The organism is Catenulispora pinisilvae (genome assembly GCF_015356865.1).
GTDB lineage: Bacteria > Actinomycetota > Actinomycetes > Streptomycetales > Catenulisporaceae > Catenulispora > Catenulispora pinisilvae.
Map to the genome: position 1 here is coordinate 1 of NZ_JAAFZA010000163.1, position 23,930 is coordinate 23,930.

A 23,930-nucleotide genomic window follows, 5' to 3' on the forward strand; every position below is an offset into this window, starting at 1 on the left:
GGTTCGGGTGCGGGTTCGGGTGCGGGTTCGGATGCGGGTTCGGATGCGGGTTCGGATGCGGGTGCGGTTCTTGCTCCGGCCTCAGACTCAGACTCAGCGCTGGCTCCGGTTTCAGTCCCGGCTCCGGCTTCGGCTTCAGTCCCGGCTTCAGTCCCGGCTCCGGCCTCAGCGTCAGCCTCAACGCAGGCTCCGGCCTCAGTCCCGGCGCAGGCTCCGGCCTCAGTCCCGGCGCAGGCTCCGGCCTCAGTCCCGGCGCAGGCTCCGGCCTCAGTCCCGGCGCCGGCTCCGGTTTCAGTCCCGGCGCCGGCTTCGGCTTCAGTCCCGGCTCCGGCTCCGGCCTCAGCGTCTGCACCGGCCGCTGGCGACTAGGGCTGTTCGAGGTTCGGATGCTTTGCGTTTGTGGGGTGGGGAGTTTATGAGGTGGGTCTTCGAGGTGGGTCTTCGAGGTGGGTCTTCGAGCCGGGAGGTTTTCGAGCCGAGAGGTTTTCGAGCCGGGTTGCGGTTGGGTTGTGGGCTTCAAAGCTTTTTACGGCCTTCGGTAATAGTTGTGCCGGTTCGGGGTTCGGGTCGGCGGGTGTGTCGGTCGGCTGCCGGTTCCCGTGTTCACAACCCCGCCACACCTCAGGCCTCTTCAACTCCGGCAAGTCGGAACAAGAGCCAGATCAAGGGCAAGATCAACTGCAAGATCAAGGTCAAGAGCTATGGTGAAGAGCCGGCACCTCCGGCGGGGGCTCTTGGCTCCCTCGGGGAACTGGCGCAATTCCATAGGGTGGCCAAGTCAGTCTCAGCGGCGGCGGTCCCTGAGGTGGTTGCGGTCCGTTCCCCACGGTCGCGTCGTCAGCCCCAAGGGGTACAGCGCCGAACCCCGGGAGTAAAGTCCGCGCGCTTGCGGTCAGGCGGGCAGGTGGCGGCTGCGTACAGCGCGAACTTGACTCCCGAGAACCGGCACTGTAGGCAAAGCCCTGCCGACGCGACCGAGGGGAACGAACCGAAAACCGACCGGAGAAATGCAAAGCAGGGGATGCGTTATCGGCAGCTCGGCGAGTTCGGCCGCGTGTTCAGGCGCTGGCCGACGCGGCAGCCTGGATCATCTAGCGCGCTACCGTTGCCAGAAGCGCTTCTTCTTCGGCTCCGTTCCGCTGGCCTCGCCTTCCGGTGACTCCGGCAGAAGCCGGACAACCTCTGCGTCCTGTGATTTCGACAGATCCGTGTTCCGGGAGCCGTCCCGCGCCACCACCATCGCCGAGCCGTGGATCTGCTTGCTGAACAGGGGTCGGAGGGCGCGGACGAAGGCGGTCGCGGCGGTGTTGACGGGGCGGTCTTCCAGCTTGCCTTCGTCGTCGATGTAGAGGTCGAGGTCGGATGTCAGGTCGATGACGTCGAGGGCTGAGGCGCCGATCGCGTGCTGGATCGCCGTGGTGAAGGCGGCGGTGTCGCGGGCCTGGATCGGCGGCAGGGGCACGCGCTTCCACGCGGGGGAGCCCGTTTCCGGGATGAGGATCGCCATGGGCCGGGACGCTAGCAAGCCTGGTCGAGGACCGGTCCTGGAGCGGTGTTCGGTCCGGGTGTGGGACGGCCCGGGGCCGGCCGTCCGGGGACGGTCGGCACCGGGCCGTGGTTCGAGCGTGGATCGCTAGGCCGGTACCACGTTCACCAGCTTCGGTGCTCGCACGATCACCGTTCGCACGCCGCGGCCCTCCAGTGCCCGCTGGACGCCGTCGGAGGCCAGTGCCAGTTCGCGCAGGGCGTCCTGGTCGATGCCCGGGGGGACCTCCAGGCGGTCCTTCACCTTGCCCGCGACCTGCACCACGCAGGTCACTGTCTCGTCGACCAGGTATGCGGGGTCGGCGACCGGGTAGGCGGCGTGCGCCACCGGGCCGTCGTGGCCCAGGCGGGACCACAGTTCCTCGGCGATGTGCGGGGCGAAGGGGGCGGTCAGCACCACCAGGGCCTCGGCGGCCTGGCGTGGGACGGCGGGCAGGCGGGTCAGGTGGTTGTTCAGTTCGATCAGTTTGCTGATCGCGGTGTTGAAGCGCAGGCCCTCCATGTCATTGCGGGCGCCGTCGATGGTCTTGTTCACGGCCCGCAGTGTCGCCTCGTCCGGGTCGGCGTCGATGACTGTGACCTCGCCTGTCTCCTCGTCGATCACGTTGCGCCACAGCCGCTGCAGGAAGCGGAAGCTGCCGATCGAGGCGCGGGTGTCCCAGGGCTTGGACATGTCCAGGGGGCCCATCGACATCTCGTAGATGCGCAGGGTGTCGGCGCTGTACTCGTCGATCATGTCGTCCGGCGAGATGACGTTCTTCAGCGACTTGCCGATCTTGCCGAAGTGCTGTGTGACCTGCTCGCCCCGGTAGAAGTACTTGCCCTCGGTCTCGGAGACCTCGTCCGCCGGGACGTAGACCTCGCGCGCGTCCATGTAGGAGGCGCCCTGGATCATGCCCTGGTTGTACAGCTTGCGGAACGGCTCGGCGCTGGTGACCTGGCCCAGGTCGAACAGCACCTTGTGCCAGAAGCGCGAGTACAGCAGGTGCAGGACCGCGTGTTCGGCGCCGCCGACGTACAGGTCCACGCCGCCGGTGTCCTCGGGGTCCTGCGGCCCCATCCAGTACTTCTCGGCCTCGGCGTCGACGAACCGGGTGTCGTCGGTCGGCGACAGGTACCGCAGGTAGTACCAGCACGAGCCGGCCCACTGCGGCATGGTGTTGGTCTCGCGGTGGTACCGGCGGGGGCCGTCGCCCAGGTCCAGGGTGACGTTGACCCAGTCGGCGGCCCGGGCCAGCGGCGGCTCCGGCGCGCTGGTGACGTCGCCGGCCTCGAAGGTCTTCGGCGAGAAGTCCTCGACCTCCGGCAGCTCCAGCGGCAGCATCGACTCCGGCAGCGCCCGGGCGATCCCGGCCTCGGGGCCGTCCGCCGCGTACACGATCGGGAACGGCTCGCCCCAGTACCGCTGCCGCGAGAACAGCCAGTCGCGCAGCCGGTAGGTGACGGTGCCCTCGCCGATGCCCTTGGCGGTCAGCCACTCGGAGATGGTCCGGATCGCGGCCGGGACCGGCAGCCCCTCCAGGGACACCTCGTCGTTGGCGGAATTGGTGATCTGCGCCGTCTTGGAGTCGTAGGCCTCAGGCCACTCATCGACGTCCTGCGGCCACTGCGCCGGCGGCGCCACCACGATCCGCATCGGCAGGTCGAAGGCCCGCGCGAACTCGAAGTCGCGCTGGTCGTGCGCGGGCACCGCCATGATCGCGCCGGTGCCGTAGCCCATCAGCACGTAGTCGGCGATGAACACCGGCACGCCCTCGCCGTTGACCGGGTTGACCGCGAACGTGCCGGTGAACACGCCGGTCTTCTGCCGGCCCTCGGTCTGCCGCTCGACCTCGGTCTTGGCCGCGGCGGCCGCGCGGTAGGCGGCGACGGCCTCGGCCGGGGTGGCGTGCCCGCCGGTCCACTTCTCGCCGGTGCCGGCCGGCCACTCCTTGGCGACGAAGGAGTCGACCAGTTCGTGCTCCGGCGCCAGCACCATGTACGTGGCACCGAACAGGGTGTCCGGGCGTGTCGTGAAGATCTCGATGGTCTTCTCGGCGCCATCCACGGCGGTGACCGGGAAGTGCACCCGCGCGCCCTCGGAGCGGCCGATCCAGTTCCGCTGCTGCAACTTGATCGGCTCCGGCCAGTCCAGCCGGTCCAGGTCGGCCAGCAGCCGGTCGGCGTACTTAGTGATCCGCATCATCCACTGGCGCAGGTTGCGCTTGAACACCGGGAAGTTGCCGCGCTCGGAGCGGCCGTCCGCGGTGACCTCCTCGTTGGACAGCACGGTACCCAGGCCCGGGCACCAGTTCACCGGGGCGTCGGCGATGTAGGCCAGGCGGTGGGAGTCGATGATCGTGGCCTGCTCCTGGGCGGACAGCGCGGCCCAGGCGCGGCCGTCCGGGGTGCGGCGGGCGCCCTCGGCGAACTGCGCGATCAGGGTGCTGATCGGGCGGGCCTTGTCGGCCTGGTCGTCGTACCAGGAGTTGAAGATCTGCAGGAAGATCCACTGCGTCCACTTGTAGAAGGACACGTCGATCGTCGACACCCCGCGCCGGGTGTCGTGGCCGAAGCCGACGCGGCGGATCTGCTCCTTGTACCGGGCGATGTTGGCCTCGGTGCTGATCCGCGGGTGGATGCCGTGCTCGACCGCGTACTGCTCGGCGGCCAGGCCGAAGGCGTCGAAGCCGATCGTGTGCAGCACGTTGTGGCCGGTCATCATCTTGTACCGGCCCAGCACATCGGTGGCGATGTACCCCAGCGGGTGGCCGACGTGCAGGCCGGCGCCGGAGGGGTACGGGAACATGTCCAGGACGTAGGCCTTGGGCGCCCCGGTGTCGGCCGGATGGTCCGGTACCTCGAAAGTGTGGTGCGCGGCCCAGTACTCCTGCCACTTCGGCTCGATATCCGCCGCCACAGAGGCTGTGTACCGGAACTTGGGCTCGTCGCTCGCGGGCTTTTGCTGTGTCGTCTGCTCGCTCATCGTCGTCTCAGTCCTCGGGATACGTCAGGTCAGAATCAGAGGTGGGCTGGAAATGAAAAAGCCCCTCGCGCATGGAGGGGAGCCGCGCTGACCGGAGCCTTCGACGGCCCCGTCCTTTTCAGCGCGGCAACATAAGAAGCAGCGTCACAGCCCGCATGCCTCAAGGGTACCAGCGACGTCCTCCAGATCTCCGCCCTACCTGCGGACCAGGCCGAGGACCAGCAGGATCTGCGCCAAGTGGTAGGTGACGATGATCGGCACGTCCAGCTCCCAGTCCCGGCGGACGAAGCGGGTCCAGCCGATCATCGCGTCGGAGGCCGCGAACAGCAGGGCACCGGGGATGATGCGCAGGTCACCGGTCCACCAGGCGGCCACCACCATCAGCGAGATGACCGTGACGTAGGCCAGGACCGGGACCGCCAGCGCGGGGTCCTCCTGCCCGGCCGCGCCGCGGATCCGCAGCCCCACGGTCGCGAACACCGCCCCGGCCAGGACCAGGCCGGTGAGGAACAAGGAGATCGCGTAGCCGCCGTGGGTGTGCAGCCGGACGAAGGCGGCGATGTAGGCGAGGTGCGCGAGCAGGAAGGCGGCCAGGCCGAAGACGAAGTTCCGGTCCGCCGACGGGGAGTCCTCGGGCAGCATCAGGAAGACGTCGCCGACCGCGCTCAGGACCAGCGCCGCGACCGTGGCGACCACGAGGTAGGCGGTCGCGCGGTTCGGGCCGGGGACGCCCGGGGCGGCGTGCGCGTGCGCGATGGCCAGGGCCGCGGCGATCAGCGCGACCATGGTCAGCGGCTTGGCGACGTACTCCGCCCGGCGCGCGCCCGCCGATGCCGGATCCAGGGCGCGCCGTGAGACGGCGGTCCAGTCGGCGAAGGCGACCACCAGGGTCGGCAGGGTCAGCGTCAGGGGCACAGCGGAAAGCTACTACTCAGTAGCTTCGCTGTCAGCAGTGCGGCGCGCGCGGCTTCTCCTTGTATATATGTGCGACGTTCAAATGTTCAGTCCTCGCCGGGCTGCTCCGGGGGTGACGCGGCGGCCAGTTCGGGCTTGCGCCGCAGGTGCAGGAACCGCGGCGTCGGAAGCGCGATGAAGCCCTCGGCGCGCCCGGCCGCGATGGCGATCCGGGCCAGGTCCCGGGCCTTCGGGAAGCACACGTAGCGCGGCTCCCACACCGGCCGGTACTTCATGTTCGCCCGGTACAGCGATTCCAGCTGCCACCAGCGCGAGAACAGCGTCAGCACCACCCGGGCCAGCCGCAGGAACGGCCCGGCCCCGATCCGCCCGGCCCGGTCGAAGATGCTGCGGAACATCGCGAAGTTCAGCGAGACCCGCTCCACCTTGTGCTCGGGACCGGTCTTGATCAGGTCGATGACCATGAACTCGACCAGACCGTTCTCGGTCCCGCGCTCACGGCGCATCAGGTCCAGCGACAGCCCCTTGGTGCCCCAGGGCACGAACGACAGCAGCGCGCGCAGCGTGCCGGCGCCGTCCAGGCACTCGACCATCACGCACTGCCCGTCGGCCGGGTCGCCGAGCCGGCCCAGGGCCATCGAGAAGCCGCGCTCCACGGCGCCGTCCCGCCAGTCGTCGGCCTTGCGGACCAGCCAGGCCATCTCCTCGGCCGGGATGTCGGCGTGCCGGCGGATCCGGGTGGTGTAGCCGGCCCGCTCGACCCGGTTGTAGGCCTGCCGGACCACCCGCATCGCGCGACCTTCCAGGGTGAAGTCGTCGACTTCGACCACCGCCTCGTCGCCGAGTTCGATGGCGTCCAGCCCGAACCGGCTCAGGACTTTGCCGCCCTCTTCCGAGGCGCCCATCACGGCCGGCACCCAGCCGTGCTGCCGGGCTTCCGCCAGCCACGCCTCGATCGCTCCCGGCCACGCCTCGACGTCCCCGATCGGGTCCCCGGAGGCCAGCGACACCCCGCCGACCGGCCGGTAGGCCACCGCCGCCTTGCCGGTCGGTGACCACATGACCGCCTTGTCCTGGCGCAGGTTGAAGTACCCCAGGGAGTCCTGGTCGCCGAACTTGTCCATCAATGCGCGCAGCCGGGCGTCGTCGTCCGCCTGGTGCCGGACCGTGCCGCGGCGCGGCTGGAACAGCGCCCAGGCGACCGCGAGGATCATGACGCTGCCGATCAGGTTGACCGTGACGTCCACCCAGTGCGGGACCTCGACGGCGGTGTCGTACCACCAGATCCCGGTGCCGGCCATCCCGGCCTTGAGCGTGTAAAGGGCCTGATCGCCGAGGTCGGTGCTCGGGTTGGCGTCGTTCTGGGCCACCAGGGTGACGCCCAGGATCGTGGACAGCGCCAGCGACACCGCCAGCACGACCAGCGCCCGCCGGAAGTTCGCGGCGTCGAAGACCGCGTAGAACAGCTTGCGGGACCAGATCACCACCCCGATGAACAGCGCCTGGACCACGAAGGCCACGATCAGCGGGGCCAGCGGTTGCAGGTCGGAGGAGCTGACGTCGTAGAGCAGGGCGCTGATCGCCAGCCAGCCCAGCGGTCCGACGAACAGGCCCAGCACCATCAGCAGCCACCAGGCGACGCGCTTGCGGCGGCGGACCGCGGCGCCCAGCATCAACATCAGCACGCCGAAGCCGATCGAGGGCACGCCGAGCAGGAACCCCAGGCTGAACAGGATGTAGTCCGGCAGCCGGTCGATGCGCTCGTTGGCGCGCGGCGAGAGGGCGGACAGGATCGAGGCCAGCGCGACGATCCGGCAGTACCAGACCAGGAGGGTCGGGATGCGTTCTCGGAAGCGCTGAGCGCGGCTCATGGTCGCGGTCTCCGTCATCCGAACCCTTACCTCCGGCTGTGTATGGTTTCGCTGCTGATAGCGGTCCAATCTACTCAACGCCCGAGTTCATCCGGGAGTGCCGCAAGCAACACGTGGGCAACACGTGGCGAGGTCACGCCATTGCGGGAGGGACGCAGGAGATTCCTGGTACTGTCCGGGACACCGCGGGTGGGAGCGGTAGTGAAGCGATCACTGCGGACGGATGTTGGGGGCTTACCCGATGGAGCAACAACCCGGACGGCGGCAGCCCGGACGGCAGGGCCACGGCCGGCCGCCCGCGGGCGGAGGCCGGGTGGCTCGGCCGCCGGAAGACTTCGTCGAGGATGATCCGACGATGGTGCGGCCGTTCGTGACGAGCGGCTCGGGGTCTGGTTCGGACTCCGGTTCCGACTCTGGAACCGGCGGCGGGGGTGGACGGCGGGGACGTCAGGGTGCTGACGGCGCGGCGCCCGGCCCGCGGCAGTCCGGCGGCGGTCAGGGCCGGCAGGGCGGACGGCAGCAGCCGAACGGGCGCGCGCCGGAGCGGGAAGGCGGCCGCGGGCCGCAGAACGGCCGAGGGCCGGAGCGGGAGCGTGGGCCGCAGGGCGGCGGGCGCGGCGCGGAGAACGGCCGGGGGCCGCAGGGCGGTCGCGGTCGGCCGAACGGCGCGGGGGCGGATGCCGGGCGCTCCGGCGGTCCCGGCGGGCAGGGCGGTCCCGGTGGCGGCCAGGGCGGCGTGCCCGGCCCGCGGGCTCCGCGTGACATGAACCCGCACCAGGTCCCCGGGCTGGTCTCGAACCCGATGCCGGCGCCGCGCGCCGTGGCCCGGCCGATCCGGCCGGATCTGGCTCCGTACCCGGAGCTGGACCCGCCGATGAGCGACCTGACCACGACCATGCCGATCCTGGCGATCCCGGCCGAGGACGAGTACTACGACGAGCCGGAGTACGACGATTACGACAATCCGCCCCCGGGCGAGCAGGGCCACTTCCACGACGACGGCGACTGGGGCCGGCACCGCGGCTCGACGCGTCCGCCGCGGGCGCTGAAGGCGGCCGGGATCCTGGCCGGCGTGGTGGTCGCGGGGGTCGCGGCGTACAGCATGCTCGGCGGCGGTTCGGGCTCGCCGTCCGCCGGACCCGCGGCGGCCGGGGCGACGAGCGCGAACGGGGCGGCGTCCGGTCCGGACACCCCCGCGAACAGCGCCACGTCCGCCGTCGCGGCGGCCGCGCCGACGCCGACCGGCACCCCGACCGACTCGGCCACGGACAGCACCAGCGAGACCAAGGCCTCGGCGTCGCACACCACGAAGAGCGAATCGAAAGCCTCGACGCCGTCCCACCCCTCGTCGAGCTCCGCGGGCATGACGTCCCGGCCGAGCATCGCGCCGCCCACGTCCAGCGCCAGCGTCCCGGCCGCGCCGCCGCCGTCGTCGAGCACGCCGTCGCCGACGTTCAACACGCTGCAGATGGGTAGCTCTGGCGCGGCGGTCACGCAGCTTCAGCAGAACCTGAAGTCGGTGGGTTACGGCGGGTGGCCGATGAAGGTGAACGGAAACTTCGACGGCCCGACCCAGTCCGCGGTCGAGAACTTCCAGGACGCCAACCCCGGAACGGCCTCCGCGGACGGCTACGGGGTCTACGGACCGGCCACTGACAAGGCGATGCAGCAGGCCCTGGGCTGATACCGGGATTCGGCCACACGGACGAACATCAGAGTGATAGCGTCGGTGATCGCCCAAAGTCGCGCCACGCCACGAAGGACGAACGGATAGGCACCAGATGGCCACACCGCAGCAGCCCTCGGAGCCCGACTTACCCCGGATACCGGTGCGGTCACTCCGCGAAGCGGACCACTTCCGCGACGCACCCGCCCGCACCGATCCCCGCGAGAGCGCACCGACGCCGGCGCCACCCGGCCCCGGCCCGCAGACGGAGGAGTTCAGCGTGGCGGACACGAACGGCGCCCGGCGCCCGACCCCCGAACAGCAGCACAGACAGCCGCACGGCCAGCCGCGCACGATGCTCGACCAGGAGTGGAGCACCGGCGGCCCGCGCAGCGGCGGCACGCCGTACACCGGCGCGAATCTGCCGATGGCGCAGCGGCGGGTGGCCGACCCGGGCGGGCAGCCCGGCGCGGGGCCGGGGGCACCGGCGGGGCAGCATCCTTCCTTCCAGCCGCGGCCGGCAGCACAGAGCCGCCAGAATGTGATGCCCCAGCCGCCGAGCAGCGGAAGCGGGCAGCACCCTTCCTTCCAGCCGCGGCCGAGCGCTCCTCAGCCCGGTAGCGGACAGCAGCAGCCGAGCAGCGGTCGGCACCCGCTTTTCGGGGAGCGGCCCGCGCCCATGCCGCATCCTTCGTTCCAGCCGCGGCCCGCAGCTCCGGGACCGGCAGCTCCGCAGGCGAGCGCGCCGCAGCCCCCGGCTTTCCAGCCGCGCCCGGCAGCTCCCCAGGGAAGCGCCCCGCAGCATCCTTCGTTCCAGCCGCGCCCGGCGACCGGGCAGCCTGCTGACCGAAGCGTGGTGCCTCAGCAGCACCCCTCGTTCCAGCCGCGCCCGAGCGCTCCGCAGCCGGGCAGCACGGGCCAGTACCCTTCGTTCCAGCCGCGCCCGGTGACCGGGCAGCAGTCTTCGTTCCAGCCCCGGCCGACCGCGCCGCAGCCGGGCACCGGTCAGCAGCCGTCGTTCGGCGAGCGACCGGCCGCGCAGCATCCGTCTTTCCAGCCGCGCCCGGCGACCGGGCAGCCCGGCGGCCAGGGCATCGCGCCCCAGCAGACGAGCCAGTACCCGTCCTTCCAGCCGCGCCCCGCTTCGCCCGGGCTGCCGCAGCGGCAGGCGCCGGCCGATCCGTCGTTCCGCCCGCGCCCGAGCACTCTGCCCGGCGGCGCCGAGGGCGTCACCGAGGACCTGCGCGCGCCGCGTCGGCGGGAGCCCGAGTGGCTCCGGCCGGTCGGCGAGGAGCGAATAGGGACCGAGGGGCGCGGTGAGATCGCCCGGCTGTCCGAGCGTGCCACGGGCCGTGATCTGGTGCTGCGGCCGGTGGCCGAGACCGTGCTGATGCCCGCTTCGGGTTCCGGTGGGTTCGGTGGCGGCGGCGATGACGACGACCTGCCTCCGTTCGGCCGAGGCGGTGACTCCGGTGACTCCGGTGGGCGGCACCGGGGGCCGCGGCGGCCCGCGTTCCGGGCGGCCGTGCCGATCGTGGCGGTGCTCGCGGCCGGCGGCGGTGCGCTCGGGTTGGTGCACGCCGTCACCGGGACGCCCGGGTCGCAGACCATGGACATGGCTTCGGGGAACAACGGGTCGGTGACCAGCGGGCTGGGCATCGCGTCCACCTCGAACGGTTCCACGTCCGGGGCGGCCGTCGGCTCCAGTTCCGATCCGGCCACCTCGCCGTTGGACGCGACCGCGTCCAGCCAGGACTCCCAGTCCTCGTACGCTCCCCCCGGGACGCAGAACACCGCGCCCGGCAGCCACAGCACGGCGCCCGGCGCGCCCGGCACCACCTCCACCGCCGGTGGCGGCACGACCTCGGCGCCCGGCAGTCCCGGCACCTCGCTGCCCGGCCTGCCGTCGAACACGCAGGGCTCGACGCCACTGCCGAGCACGCCGCCGGCCACCAACCCGCCGACCGGCGGATCCGGTACGACGAGCGCCCCGCCCAGCACGTCGACGCCCCCCGGGACGCCGACCCCGCCGGTCTCCTCGCCGCCCGGCACTCCGGGCACCCCGGCGCCGCCGACGTCCACGCCGACCAGCCCGACGCCCACCGGTCCGACTCCCACGCCGACGCCGACCCCGACGCCCAGCAACTCGGCCCCGAGCAGCACGCCGACGATCTCGCCCAGCGCGGGCACCTTGCAGGCCGGCGACACCGGTCCGAACGTGGCGACGCTGCAAACCCTGCTGGACCGCCTCGGCACCCCGACCTGGGTCCCGGTGACCGGTGTCTACGACACCCGCACCACCGACGCCGTCGCCTACGTCCAGAACATGCTCAACATCACCGCGGACGCGCGCGGCGTCTGCGGCCCGACGACGGCCGCGGCGATCAACACGCTGGCGGCGCACTGAGCCGGCGCGGCTGGCATAAGGCACGAGCGAGATAAGGCACGAGCGACGTAAGACGCGAAGTCGCGCCGGGAGTGGAAAGACTCCCGGCGCGACCGCCGTGATGGGCGCAGCCGGCAATCGCCGCATCCGGCGACCGCCGCGTCGTCAGCGATCCTGCCCGTAAAGCCGGTAATACCGTTCCACCAACCCGCTCTCAGCGATCGAGGCATCAGCCCGCGCCCCATCGCTCCCCACGCCGTTCGCCACTCCGGTCCCGGCCCCGGCCGCGAACCCGCTCGCGTCCCGGGCCAGCGCGCACGCGCCCCACACCACCGCGGCCATCGTCAGATCCGACTGCCGGGCCGGAACCCGGTCGCCGCACGGCACGTCCACCGGGAGCCCGTCGGCCAGCACGGTCACCGGCCCGTTCGGCAGCTCATACCGGGCCCCGACTCCGGCCACCTCGTCGATCTGCCCGGCCCGCAACCCCAACCCCGGCACGTCGATCTCCGAGGCCCGCCCCGACACGCTCACGACGAAGCACTCCCCCGGCAGGAAGTCCAGGTCCTCGCCGCCGAGCCCGGTCCGCCCGGTGGCGGACACGATCAGCACCGGCCGATGCCCGTCCAGCAGCGCCGGCAGATCCGGCGCCGTCAGGAACCCGGCCTCATGCGCCGCCACGAGCCTGCGCCACTCGGTGTCGTGCACCGCGACCGGCATCCGCAGTCCCCGCAACGTCGCCGCCACCCGATGTCCGACCGTCCCGAACCCGATGACCAGCGCCGGAACCCCGTCGAAGCCCTCCCTCGGCATCGCCTCCCGGGCCGAACGCACCACGGTCTCGGCGATCCAGTGCGCGTCGATCCCACGCTTCACAGCACTCTGAGCAACGCTGAACACGGGGACTGACACAGGCGGATCAGTATTCGGACAAACGACGTCTTCGAGTTCTTCGATACCCGCCATCGACTGCTCGACCACACCCCGAAAGAACGGCAGCAGCTCCGCCGCCGACCGCATCAGCGTCGGCAGCACATGCCCCCCGTCATCGATCACCACGGTCGGCTCCGACACCCGCGCGACGTGCAGCCGTAAGGCGGTCTCGGCATCCGCCACCGGCGACACCGCGATCCCCAACCCGGCCAGGTGCGCCTCGACCCGCGACCGGAGCTTGTACGGGTACTCCTTCTCCAGCACCGTCATCGCCTCGGGCCGGGCGCCCAACGCGATCAGCATCTGTGCCTGCACCACCAGATCCGACAACAGCGGCCCGACCAACACCACCGCGCACTCGCCGAGCGGCTTGTCCTTCATCCGCTCCGGCAGCCCGGCCAGCAACGGCAACTGCTTGGTGAAGGCATCCGTCTCCAGCCCGGTGAACGGCACGCCGTCCAAGCAGCCCAACGCCCGCGTCGCGTCCGCCTCACCGATCCCGGTCCGCCCCAGAAGCGTCGCGGACAGCACCAATTGCGCGTTCCCGCGGTCGCGCGGCCGGCCGGCCGGGGCGATGGCAATCAGCATGCTGCCATGGTGGCCGCCGTCGCCGTCCGCCAGCGGCACCAGCCACGCCCCGGGCCCGAGCCGGTGCCGACGCGCCGCGGCCGGGAACGCCGCCTGGATCCGGTCCAGCACCTCGGTCAGCACCAGACGGCCCTGCTCGGCGGTGCCCTGAAGCTCGGTGATCGCGGTCGCGGGGCTCCGGTGGTGCGTGTCCATCACAGCCCACGTATACCAGATTGACATGGAATGACCGGTTCACCACGCACTCGTTCGCGACTAGTCATGCATACGACGAACAGCCCGCCCGAAGCCGGCGAACCGCGCACCCGAACCCGCCGGAACTCCCGTCCGAACCCACCCGAACCCGCCGGAACCCCGGTCCGAACCCGCTGGAACCCACCAGAACGCCACCCGAACCTTGTGCCGCGCGTCACACACCCCCGCTGCCCGAACCCCGCCCGACCGGGCCGGTCACCCCCTCGTGTCCGACCCCGTCCGGGAACATGGACCCGGCCGTCCCATCCCGTGAGCAAGAATAAGGAGATGACCACGGGCACCACAGACAACCTCACCCCCGCCCAACGGGCGGCCGCGGTCCGGCGTCTGGAGAAGTCGATCGGCTCGCTGGCGGGGGTGGCGATCCAGCGGATGGAGGAGCGCCTGGCCTGGTACCGGGCCATGCCGCCGGACAACCGTTCCTGGATCGGCCTGGTGGTGCAGGCCGGCATCGCGGCCTTCGTCGAGTGGTTCCGCAACCCGCAGGACCGCACCGCGATCAGCGCCGACGTCTTCGGCACCGCCCCGCGCGAGCTGACCCGCTCGGTGACGCTGCGCCAGACCGTCGAGCTGGTCCGCACGACCATAGAGGTGGTCGAGGAGGGCATCGGCCAGATCGCGCAGGGCCCGGCCGAGCAGGCCGCGCTGCGCGAGGGCATGCTGCGCTACTCCCGCGAGATCGCCTTCGCCGCCGCGCAGGTCTACGCGCAGGCCGCGGAGCTGCGCGGGGCCTGGGACGCCCGGCTGGAGGCGCTGGTCGTCGACGAGCTGATGCGCGGCGACGTGCTGGATGACACCGTGCGCTCCCGGGCCGCGGCCCTGGGCTGGGACAGCGCCTCGGGCCTGGTGGTCGTGGTCGGCGCCACCCCGAAGCCGCTGGACAACCGGGACAACGTCCGGCAGCACACCGCGCTGGTCGCCGACGCCGTGCACCGGGCCGCGCGCCGGTCCCGGCTGACCGTGCTCACCGGGGTGCAGTCGGACCGGCTGGTGGTGATCATCGGCGGCGCCGACGATCCGCTGACCGCGACCCGGGCGCTGGCCAACGAGTTCGGGCCGGGTCCGCTGGTGATCGGACCGGTTGTCGAAGACCTCCTGTCGGCGGGCATTTCCGCCCAAGCCGCCCTGTCCGCGCTGCGGGCGGCCGGGGCCTGGCCGGACGCGCCGCGCCCGGTGCTGGCCGCCGAACTGCTGCCGGAACGCGCCCTGGCCGGGGACGACGCCGCGAAGGCCCAACTGGTCACCGAGGTGTACCGGCCGCTGGAGTCCGCCGGGGCCGCGCTGCTGGAAACCGTCTCGGCGTATCTGGAACAGGCCGCGTCGCTGGAAAGCGCGGCACGGATGCTCTTCGTACACCCCAACACCGTGCGGTATCGGCTGAAAAGGGTGAGCGACCTCACAGGCCTGAACCCGGCACAACCGCGCGCGGCGTTCACCCTCCATATGGCGCTGGCCTTGGGAAGGCTTGCCGGGCCCGGGACCGGTTTGTAGGAACCCTCCAAGATCCAGACCAAGATCTTCGTCCGCCCCGCTAAAGGCAATATGGCGGTGGACGAACCAGAGTGAATTCCGTGCTAGTTCTCGTCGCGCCGGGCCAGGGTGCCCAGACTCCCGGATTCCTCACCCCGTGGCTCGAAGTCCCCGGGTTCGCCGATCGGCTGACCTGGTGGTCCGCCGTGTCCGGACTGGACCTGGTGCACTACGGCACCGAAGCGGACGCCGAGGCCATCAAGGACACCGCGATCGCCCAGCCGCTGCTGGTCGCCGCCGGTATCGCCTCGGCGCTGGCGCTGTTCCCGCATCCGGCCGACGCCTTCAAGATGGTCGGCGCGGCCGGCGGGCACTCGGTGGGCGAGATCGCCGCGGCCGCCGGCGCCGGCGTGATCAGCGCCGAGGCCGCCATGGTCTTCGTCCGCGAGCGCGGCCGGCTGATGGCGCAGGCCGCCGCGATCACCCCGACCGGCATGACCGCGGTCCTGGGCGGCGACCGGGACGAGGTGCTGGCCAAGATCGCCGAGCACAACCTGATCCCGGCCAACAACAACGGCGCCGGCCAGATCGTCGCCGCCGGCACCCTGGAAGACCTGGCCCGGTTCGGCGACGACGGCCCGGCCGGGGCCCGGCTGCGCGCGCTCAGCGTCGCCGGCGCCTTCCACACCCGGCACATGGGCTCGGCCGTGGAGCAGCTGGCCAAGCTGGCCAACGGCATCACCACCCGCGACCCGCGCACCCGCCTGGTGTCCAACGCCGACGGCGCGGTCGTGCACGACGGCCGCGAGGTGCTGCGCCGCCTGGTCGCGCAGGTGTCGAACCCGGTGCGCTGGGACCTGTGTATGGAGACGTTCGCCGACCTGGGCGTCACCGGCATCCTGGAGGTGTCGCCGGCCGGCACCCTGACCGGGCTGGCCAAGCGCGCGCTCAAGGGCGTGGAGACCTTCGCCCTGAAGACCCCGGACAACCTGGACGCCGCCGGCGAGTTCATCGCCAGGCACGCCGAACCCGGCGACGCCGATTCGCTGGACGCCGCCCCGACCTGGCGCCTGGTGATCGCCCCGCACGGCGGCACCGTGCACCGGAGCGAGGTCCGGGCCGGGGACAAGCTGGAGCCGGAGACCGCGGTGGCCACGGTCATCGCGCGCGGTGACAAGCACGAGATCACCGCGAAACACCAGGGCGAGATCCTCGAATGGCTCGTGGAGGACGGGGATCCGGTCGCGCCGGGGCAGCCGCTGCTGCGCGTCCATCCGACAGGCTCGTTCGGCTAGGCCCGGCGATGAAAACTCTCGGCCGGCCCGACGTTCGATAAAAGGGGATCCGATCATGGCAGTCATCAGGGAGAAGCAGGGCGCGGCCCACACCCGCATCATGGGCGTCGGGGGCTACGTGCCCAGCCGGGTCGTCACCAACGACGAGGTGATCACCTGGATCGATTCCTCCGACGAGTGGATCCGGACCCGCTCGGGCATCGCCGAGCGCCGCTGGGGCACCCCGGAGGAGACGGTCCTGGAGATGTCCGTGCAGTCCGCGGGCAAGGCGCTGGCCGCCGCCGGGATCTCCGGGGACCAGCTCGGCGCGATCATCGTCTCCACGGTCTCGCACTTCCACCAGACCCCGGCGCTGGCCTGTCTGGTCGCCGACCGGCTGGGCACCAACGGCGCCGCCTACGACATCTCGGCCGGCTGCGCGGGCTTCTGCTACGGCGTGGCGCAGGCCTCGGACATGGTCAAGGCCGGTAGCGCCGAGTACGTGCTGGTGATCGGCGTCGAGCGGCTCAGCGACCTGACCGACATCCACGACCGCGGCACCGCCTTCATCTTCGGCGACGGCGCCGGCGCGGTGGTCATCGGCCCGTCCGACACCCCAGGGATCGGCCCGGTGGTGTGGGGCGCCGAGGGTGATAAGTACGACACCATCACCCAGACCTTCGCGTGGAATGACAAGCCGGAGGCCGAGGACGGCTCGGACGAGGTCCGTGGGCCGTTCCTGCGCATGGAGGGCCAGGCGGTCTTCCGCTGGGCCTCCTACCAGATGGCCGAGGTCTCGCTGAAGGCGCTGGCCGAGGCCGGCATCACCGCCGGCGACCTGGACGCGTTCATCCCGCACCAGGCCAACAACCGCATCACCGACCGGCTGGTGAAGGTGCTGGGCCTGCCCGAGGAGGTCCCGGTCGCCCGCACCATCGCCGAGTACGGCAACAACTCCGCGGCCACCATCCCGCTGGCCATGGAGCGCATGCTGGCCGACGGCACCGCGCCCAGCGGCGGGCTGGCCCTGCTCATCGGCTTCGGCGCCGGCCTGGTGTACGCCGCGCAGGTCGTTGCTCTGCCGTAAAGCCTCACCCGTTAATCTCACCCAGGGCCCGCGGCTTCGCGGAACCCACCACCTAAGAAGAAAACAACGAAGGAGCGCCACACAATGGCTCTGACCCAGGAAGACATCCTTGCCGAGCTGGCCGAGATCGTCGAGGAGGTCGCAGGCGTGGACAAGGACGAGGTCCAGCTGGACAAGTCCTTCACCGGCGACCTGGACGTCGACTCGCTGACCATGGTCGAGGTCGTCGTGGCCGCCGAGGAGAAGTTCGGCGTGAAGATTCCGGACGACGCCGTCAAGGACCTGTCCACGGTGGGCGACGCGGTCGGCTACATCCAGAAGCACCAGGACTGAGCGACCCGATAGGCCCGCGGTAACGCAGTACCCGTAGTACTCGTAGTAACGCAGTACCCGCAGTACCCGCGATACGGCCGTCCGGCCGGCAGAACCGCAAAACCACCAGATAGAAGGTAAAGGCTCGTGACTGCACGCAAGTCTGTCGTCGTCACCGGGGTCGGTGCGACCACGCCGATTGGCGGGGACGCCGCCTCGTTCTGGGACGGGTTGCTGGCCGGACGCTCCGGGGCGCGCAATCTGACCGAGGACTGGGCCGCGGATCTGCCGGTGCGGTTCGCCGCCCGGGTCGCGGTGGAGCCCTCGGAACACCTGAAGCCGGTGGAGATGCGGCGGCTGGACCGCTCCGCGCAGTTCGCTCTGATCGCCGCCCGCGAGGCCTGGAAGGACGCCGGCTTCGAGGGCAAGTTCGCCGAGCCGGGCCGGCTCGGGGTGATGGTCGGCTCCGGCATCGGCGGCGTCACCACGCTGCTGACCGCCTACGACGCGCTGCTGGCCAAGGGCCCGCGCGCGGTCGGCCCGCGCACCGTCCCGATGCTCATGCCGAACTCCCCGGCGGCCTACGTCGGTCTGGAGTTCGACGCCCGGGCCGGTGTGCACGCGCCGGTCTCGGCCTGCGCCACCGGCGCCGAGGCCGTCGGCCACGCCGTGGAGATGATCCGCTCCGGCCGCGCCGACGTGGTCCTGGCCGGCGGCACCGAGGCCGCCATCCACCCGCTGCCGATCGCGGCGTTCGCCAACATGATGGCGCTGTCCAAGAACAACGACGACCCCGAGCACGCCTCCCGGCCCTTCGACGTCGCCCGGAACGGCTTCGTCCTGGGCGAGGGCTCCGGCATCCTGGTCCTGGAGTCCGCCGAGCACGCCGCCGCCCGCGGCGCCCGGGTCTACGCCGAGGTCGCCGGCGTCGGCTTCACCGCCGACTCCCACGACATCGCCCAGCCCGAGCCCACCGGCCGCGGCGTCGCCGAGGCACTGGCCTTCGCGCTGGCCGACGCGGATCTGACCCCGGCCGACGTCCGGCACCTGAACGCGCACGCCACCAGCACCCCGCTCGGCGACCTCGCCGAGATCAAGGCCTTCCGCAAGATCCTGGGCGACGACGCCGAGGGCGTGGCGATCTCCGCCACCAAGTCCATGCACGGCCACCTGCTCGGCGGCACCGGCGCGATCGAGTCGGTGGCCACCGTGCTGGCCCTGTACCACCGCCAGGCCCCGCCGACGATCAACATCGACGAGCTGGACCCGGAAGTCACCCTGGACATCGTCCGCGACAAGCCGCGGGCCCTGCCGGAGGGCCAGATCGCGGCGCTCAACGACTCCTTCGGGTTCGGCGGGCACAACGTGGTCCTGGCCTTCCGTTCGGTCTGAGGACTCTGAGGACACTGAGATGCCGTTAACCGAAACCGTCGCGGCGCCGGGGATCCCGGCGCCGGCCGCCCCCACCCCCGCCGCCAAGCCGTCTCGCGAAGACGACCCCCGCAACCCGGCCAAGCGCCTGGAACGCCTGTTCGACGCCGGCAGCTGCGCATTGCTGACCCCGGCCGACGACTCCGGCTTCCTGGCCGCCACCGGTCTGATCGACGGCACCCCCGCGGTCGCCTACGCCTCCGACGCGACCATCCAGGCCGGCGCCATGGGCGCCACCGGCTGCCAGGTGATCCTGACCGCCTACGAGCGGGCGCTGGCCGACGGCAGCCCGATCATCGCCCTGTTCCACTCCTCGGGCGCCCGGCTACAGGAAGGCGTGGCCTCGCTGCACGCGGTGGGCCAGGTCTTCGCGGCCATGACCCGGGCCAGCGGCAAGATCCCGCAGATCTCCGTGGTCCTGGGCCCGGCCGCCGGCGGCGCCGCCTACGGCCCGGCGCTGACCGACATCGTGATCCTGGGCCCGGCCGGCCGCATCTTCGTCACCGGCCCGGACGTGGTCCGCTCGGTCACCGGCGAGGACGTGGACGCGCTGCGCCTGGGCGGCCCGGAGCCGCACGGCCGGCGCTCCGGCGTCGTGCACGTGGTGGCCGACACCGACGAGGCCGCGTACAGCAGCGCCCGCAAGCTCGCGGCCCTGCTGGGGAACCAGGGCACGCTGGACGCCGCCGCGGTCCAGGACCGCGACCTGGCGCACCTGCTCCCGGCCTCCCCGAAGCGCGCCTACGACGTGCACCCGCTGGTGAACGCGGTGTTCGACAAGAGCGGCGTGGAACTGCACCCCAAGTGGGCCCCGAACGTGGTGACCGCCCTGGGCCGGTTCGGCGGCCGCACGGTCGGCGTCATCGCCAACAACCCGCTGCGCCTGGGCGGCTGCCTGGACTCGGCCTCGGCGGAGAAGGCGGCCCGCTTCGTGCGCATGTGCGACGCCTTCGGCGTCCCGCTGATCGTCCTGGTGGACGTCCCGGGCTACCTGCCGGGCGTCGGCCAGGAATGGGACGGCGTGGTCCGCCGCGGCGCGAAACTCCTGCACGCCTTCGCCGAGTGCGTGGTCCCCCGGGTGACCCTGGTGACCCGCAAGACCTACGGCGGGGCCTACATCGCGATGAACTCCCGGGCCCTGGGCGCCACGAAGGTCTTCGCCTGGCCGAGCGCCGAAGTCGCGGTCATGGGCGCGGTCGCCGCGGTCCGCATCATCCACCGCCGCAAGCTCGCCGAGGTCTCCGACGACATCCGCCCGCAGATGGAACAGGAACTCGCGGCCGAGCACGAAAAGGTCTCCGGCGGCGTCCAGCGCGCGATCGAGATCGGCGTGGTGGACGCGGTCGTGGAGCCGGGCGCTTCGCGCAGTGCCATCGCTGCCGCTATCGCCGCGGCGCCGGGCGGGCTCGGCGGGGATGCGCTGGTGCGCGGGCAGCATGGGAACATTCCGTTGTAGGACTTCGCTGGAGGACTTCAACGAGTCAGCCCCCGGCATGGTGCTTCGGCACCGTCGGGGGCTGATTCGTGTCAGCGCTCGTATCAGTGCCCGTATCAGCGCCTCACCCCACGCAAGGCCCGTCGTTGCGCTCCAGGAACGTCTTCAAGTGGCCCAGCAACGCGTCGAGCTCGCAGGTCGCCAAGCAGATCCCCTGGTCCCCGCTGCCGTAGTACAGGTGCACCGTGCCGTCGATGACGAGCGCCCCGGACGGGAACGTCACGCGGTTCACGACGCCGGTCAGCTCGCTCTCGGTCTGCGGGGTCAGCAGCGGGGCCGGCGTGCGGGCGATCACCTTCCACGGCTCCGCCAGGTCCAGGAGCGCCACGCTGATCTGCCACTCCGGGTCCTCCTCGCTGTCGGAGTTGCAGTAGAAGAACAGCCAGCCCTCGTCGGTGCGGATCGGCGGGGCGCCGAGTTCCGGGCCCCGGCGGACCCGCTTCTTCACCAGCTCCGCGCGGTCGCCGGGGATCAGGACCGCGCTCTGGTCGTAGGCGTCGACCGCGGCGGCGACGTGGCCCGGCGGCGGGTTCTTGACCGCGGCCAGGTCGTCGAAGGCGGTGTGGAGGATCGCCGCGCCGGGGGTGTCGGAGCACCAGGTGAAGAACCACAGGTACTTGCCGCCGACCGGCTCGGGGAACAGGGTCGCCGCCTTCGACGGCGCGCCCTGCGGGCCGACGACGCCGTGCTTGGTGACGGTGTCGGCCCGCAGGTCCGGTGTGGTCGCCAGGGCGATGCGGACCTTGATGTCCGGCGGCGTGCCCTCCACCGCCGTGTAGTAGATGTAGTACTCGCCGTCGAGGAACACCACGCGCGGGTCCTCGCAGCCCAGGCCGTGCTCGTACGGCTGGTCCGGGGCGATCAGCGGCTCCGGGCGGCGGGTGAAGTGCACGCCGTCGGTGCTGTCGGCGATGCCGATCGAGGAGACGTACTCCCCCGCCGTGGTGAACTCGACCCCGTTGGTGGCGCGGTACAGCATGTGGATGACGCCGTCCGCGCCCCGGACGACCGTGCCGTTGAGCACCGAGCCGGCCTCCCACGGCCGGTCGGGATTGCGACGCAGGATCGGGTTGGCGGGATGACGCTTCATCAACATGCAGACATCCTGCCGTAGAACTCAGCCTTCCAGCAGCAGCCTGCCGTAGTTCGCCATGGACCGGTTGTAGCGCGGCAGGTGCTCGGCCAGTGCCACGAGCACCAGCGACAGCCCTTCACGCTCCCGGCCGAGGGCGGCCAGGCACAGCGCGATCGTGCAGTCCAGCGCGTCGGACAGGTGGTCCCGGCCGCCGGTCTCCTTCTCCTTGAGCAGGTGCGCCAGGCCGTCCTCGACCCGCCCGATGTTCCGCAGCGAGCTGGACATCTGGATCACGGCCCGGCGCCGGTTCTCCCCGGTCAGCCCGCCGATCTCCAGCGCCCGCGCGTACATCGGCACCGCGAGGTCGGAGTGGCCCCAGCTGTCGCGGGCGCAGGCCCGATGAAAGATCGCGTCGGCGTCGCCCTCGGGCAGTTCGGCGGCGAGCGCGTCGGCCTCGGCGATGAACGCGGCCTCCTCGTAGTCGTCGATGGCCGCGAACAGGGCGGCGACCCGGCGGTTGACGTCGGTCTTGAGGTCGGTCTGGAGGTCGGTCTTGAGGTCGGCGGTCATGGTGGTTCCCCACTTCGTGGAAGTCGTCTTGTGGAAGTCGTCTGGTAGAAGTCGTCCGCGGTACGAGGAAGATCGTGCCGGAGCGCTACGATCATCGAAACTCTTTCGGCCAGCGCCGAAGGACTCGGCGGCGGCGGAGAGGAGTCCAGATGCCCATCAGCCTCGGCTTCGGCCCCGCCGACCTGGCCCGGTGCCGGTTCGCGGTCTCGCCGGCCTTCGAAACGCTCTCGGCGGTCCGCGACGCGACCGGTCCCCAGGGCCCGGGTGCGCACGGCCGCTGGCTGGAGAGCGTCCGCCCGGCCCTGCCCGGCCTCGGGCTGGAACCGATCGTCCTGCTGCAACCCCGCCGCGGCTACACCCCCGACTTCCTCGCCCCGCCGCCGACCGCGCCGGTCGGCGACTTCGACGCCGAGCTGACCCGCATCGCCGCGACCCCGGCGCCGGTGGTGCGCCGCGAGATCGAGCTGGCGCTGCGCTCCGCACCGCCCGGCAGCCGCGACACCCCGACCGGCCGGCTGCTGCTCGGCGACCCGGCCGAGGTCCTCAGCCTGCTGACGCAGCTGATCCGGGCCGCGTGGCAGACCCTGGTCGCCCCGCACTGGCCGCGGGTCCGGGCCCTGCTGGAGGCGGACGTCGCGTACCAGTCCCGGCGCCTGGCCGAGGGCGGCCTGGACGCGCTGTTCGCCGACCTGCACCCGACCGTCCACTGGACCGGCGACACCCTGGTCCGCGACCCGGGCGGCGACGAGCACCACGACCTGGACGGCCGCGGTCTGATCCTGATGCCGAGCGCGTTCAAGTGGGATGAGGTGATCGTCATCACCGACCCGCCGTGGCAGCCGACGCTCGTCTACCCGGCGCGCGGCCTGGGCAACACCTTCGAGCCCCGACGCGGCACCCCGGCCGCCGCCCTGACCAAGCTCGTGGGCCGCACGCGCGCACACCTGCTCACCGGGCTCGACGAGCCGACGTCGACCAGCCGACTGGCGCACCGGCACGCGCTCGCGCTGGGGACCGTGTCGGAGCACCTCGGGGTGCTGCGCGACGCGGGCATGGTCGTCGGCGAGCGGCACCGGCACGAGATCCGCTATCGGCGGACCGAGTTGGGCGATCGGGTGGTGCGGGGGCGCTAGCCCAGAACAGCGCTAGCGCAGAACATCGTCGAGGAAGTCCAGAACGCGGTCCACCAGGCCGCCGACATCGCTGGCGCCCTCCATCACGTGTCCCGCGCCCTCGACCGGAACGAGATCGGCCCGGACACCGACCGCCCGCAGTGCCGCCGCCAAGTTCTCGCTCTCGCTATAGGGGACGCCCGAGTCCGCCACGCCGTGCATGAGGAGGAACGGCGGTGCGGCCGCGTGGACCTGGTGCACCGGGCTGGCCGCGCGGGCTCGGTCCGGGTACCCGGGCGTCGCGCCGTCGAGCAGTTCGTAGATGGGGTGGCCGGGGCGGCGCGCGTCGCCGACGCGCCCGGTGAAGTCGGTCGGGGCGTACCAGTCGACGACCGCGTGGATCGGGACGTCGGAACCCTTGTCGAGGCCCGCCAGCGCGGCCAGGGTCCCGCCGGCCGACTCGCCCCACACCGCGAAGCGTCCGACGTCCAGACCGAGCTCGTCCGCCCCCGCGCGCAGTCGTCGCAGCGTGCTTTCGACGTCTTCCAGTTGCGCCGGGAACGCTGCTTCCCCCGACAACCGATAGTCGACGTCTGCCACGGCATACCCGCGCGCCAGCACCCGCTCGTAGAAGCCGGGCGACTCCAGCGCGTCCAGGGGATCCGGCAGGTCCACACGCGAGCCGCTCCAGAAGGCCCCGCCGTGCAGGAAGGCTACGAGGGGCCTGCGACCCTCGCCCGGCGGCACCCGCAAGTCCGTGTGCAGCGGCCGGAAGCCCTGGATCCGGGAGACGGTGATGTTGCGGTAGTGGGCGACGCCGTCCGCGTCGACGAACGGTGCGCGGATTCTCTCCATCAGCCGGAGCCCCCTCCATTGAGTCTTTGCGTGAAGGCTATCGCTTCTTTGCAGAGTAATCACGACTCCTTTCATCACCTCATCACCTCGCCGCCCCTCGCCCCGTCCCCGCATCGCCTCACCAC

17 protein-coding genes are annotated in these 23,930 nt (G+C 71.6%); 9 read left to right on the forward strand and 8 right to left on the reverse strand.

Annotation, left to right across the window (positions count from 1 at the left end):
• Nucleotides 1-1,099 precede the first annotated feature (1,099 nt).
• The 4 genes from IZR01_RS33605 to IZR01_RS33620 form a co-directional block, all read right to left on the reverse strand.
• Nucleotides 1,100-1,507: a DUF3846 domain-containing protein gene (locus tag IZR01_RS33605; protein ID WP_194926196.1), complete on the reverse strand. Its 408-nt coding sequence runs from the start codon at nt 1,505-1,507 to the stop codon at nt 1,100-1,102.
• 126 nt (nt 1,508-1,633) lie between these two features.
• Nucleotides 1,634-4,510, reverse strand: coding sequence for a leucine--tRNA ligase (gene leuS / locus IZR01_RS33610; protein WP_194926197.1), 2,877 nt, complete (start codon nt 4,508-4,510; stop codon nt 1,634-1,636).
• Nucleotides 4,511-4,705: 195 nt separating this feature from the next.
• Nucleotides 4,706-5,425, reverse strand: a complete 720-nt coding sequence (locus IZR01_RS33615) for a lysoplasmalogenase (protein ID WP_194926198.1) — start codon at nt 5,423-5,425, stop codon at nt 4,706-4,708.
• Between the two features lie 86 nt (nt 5,426-5,511).
• A complete protein-coding gene (locus IZR01_RS33620) occupies nt 5,512-7,296 on the reverse strand; it encodes a phosphatidylglycerol lysyltransferase domain-containing protein (protein WP_228560770.1) in 1,785 nt (594 codons plus the stop codon).
• Nucleotides 7,297-7,609: 313 nt separating this feature from the next.
• Between IZR01_RS33620 and IZR01_RS53645 the strand changes: the two genes are divergently transcribed.
• Entirely contained in the window at nt 7,610-8,980 is a 1,371-nt protein-coding gene (locus IZR01_RS53645) for a peptidoglycan-binding domain-containing protein (RefSeq protein ID WP_194926200.1), read from the forward strand.
• A 262-nt stretch (nt 8,981-9,242) separates the two neighbouring features.
• Entirely contained in the window at nt 9,243-11,369 is a 2,127-nt protein-coding gene (locus IZR01_RS53650) for a peptidoglycan-binding domain-containing protein (protein ID WP_194926201.1), read from the forward strand.
• A 144-nt stretch (nt 11,370-11,513) separates the two neighbouring features.
• On the opposite strand, the gene IZR01_RS33635 is transcribed toward IZR01_RS53650, so the two are convergent.
• A complete protein-coding gene (locus IZR01_RS33635; RefSeq protein ID WP_194926202.1) occupies nt 11,514-13,064 on the reverse strand; it encodes a Rossmann-fold NAD(P)-binding domain-containing protein in 1,551 nt (516 codons plus the stop codon).
• A gap of 327 nt (nt 13,065-13,391) precedes the next feature.
• Between IZR01_RS33635 and IZR01_RS33640 the strand changes: the two genes are divergently transcribed.
• The 6 genes from IZR01_RS33640 (at nt 13,392) to IZR01_RS33665 (ending at nt 20,154) form a co-directional block, all read left to right on the forward strand.
• On the forward strand, nt 13,392-14,615 hold the full coding sequence (locus tag IZR01_RS33640) for a PucR family transcriptional regulator (protein ID WP_194897066.1): 1,224 nt from the start codon (nt 13,392-13,394) through the stop codon (nt 14,613-14,615).
• Between the two features lie 80 nt (nt 14,616-14,695).
• Entirely contained in the window at nt 14,696-15,889 is a 1,194-nt protein-coding gene (locus IZR01_RS33645) for an acyltransferase domain-containing protein (protein ID WP_194926203.1), read from the forward strand.
• A gap of 55 nt (nt 15,890-15,944) precedes the next feature.
• Nucleotides 15,945-16,955 (forward strand): ketoacyl-ACP synthase III, encoded by a 1,011-nt coding sequence (locus IZR01_RS33650; RefSeq protein WP_194926204.1) that lies wholly within the window; start codon nt 15,945-15,947, stop codon nt 16,953-16,955.
• Between the two features lie 84 nt (nt 16,956-17,039).
• Nucleotides 17,040-17,288, forward strand: a complete 249-nt coding sequence (locus tag IZR01_RS33655; RefSeq protein ID WP_194897063.1) for an acyl carrier protein — start codon at nt 17,040-17,042, stop codon at nt 17,286-17,288.
• Between the two features lie 126 nt (nt 17,289-17,414).
• Entirely contained in the window at nt 17,415-18,659 is a 1,245-nt protein-coding gene (gene fabF, locus IZR01_RS33660) for a beta-ketoacyl-ACP synthase II (RefSeq protein WP_194897062.1), read from the forward strand.
• Between the two features lie 19 nt (nt 18,660-18,678).
• A complete protein-coding gene (locus tag IZR01_RS33665) occupies nt 18,679-20,154 on the forward strand; it encodes an acyl-CoA carboxylase subunit beta (RefSeq protein WP_194926205.1) in 1,476 nt (491 codons plus the stop codon).
• Between the two features lie 103 nt (nt 20,155-20,257).
• Here the strand turns inward: IZR01_RS33665 and IZR01_RS33670 are convergent, their stop codons facing one another.
• Together IZR01_RS33670 and IZR01_RS33675 are read right to left on the reverse strand one after the other, a co-directional pair.
• Nucleotides 20,258-21,289, reverse strand: a complete 1,032-nt coding sequence (locus tag IZR01_RS33670; RefSeq protein ID WP_194926206.1) for a glycoside hydrolase family 130 protein — start codon at nt 21,287-21,289, stop codon at nt 20,258-20,260.
• 21 nt (nt 21,290-21,310) lie between these two features.
• The gene (locus tag IZR01_RS33675) at nt 21,311-21,838 is read right to left on the reverse strand and encodes a tetratricopeptide repeat protein (protein WP_194899645.1); all 528 of its coding nucleotides are present in this window, start codon (nt 21,836-21,838) and stop codon (nt 21,311-21,313) included.
• Between the two features lie 149 nt (nt 21,839-21,987).
• Here IZR01_RS33675 and IZR01_RS33680 point away from each other — a divergent pair, with 149 nt between their 5' ends.
• On the forward strand, nt 21,988-22,971 hold the full coding sequence (locus tag IZR01_RS33680) for a DUF5937 family protein (protein WP_194899646.1): 984 nt from the start codon (nt 21,988-21,990) through the stop codon (nt 22,969-22,971).
• A gap of 12 nt (nt 22,972-22,983) precedes the next feature.
• Here the strand turns inward: IZR01_RS33680 and IZR01_RS33685 are convergent, their stop codons facing one another.
• Nucleotides 22,984-23,805: an alpha/beta hydrolase gene (locus IZR01_RS33685; protein ID WP_194926207.1), complete on the reverse strand. Its 822-nt coding sequence runs from the start codon at nt 23,803-23,805 to the stop codon at nt 22,984-22,986.
• Between the last annotated feature and the right edge of the window lie 125 nt (nt 23,806-23,930).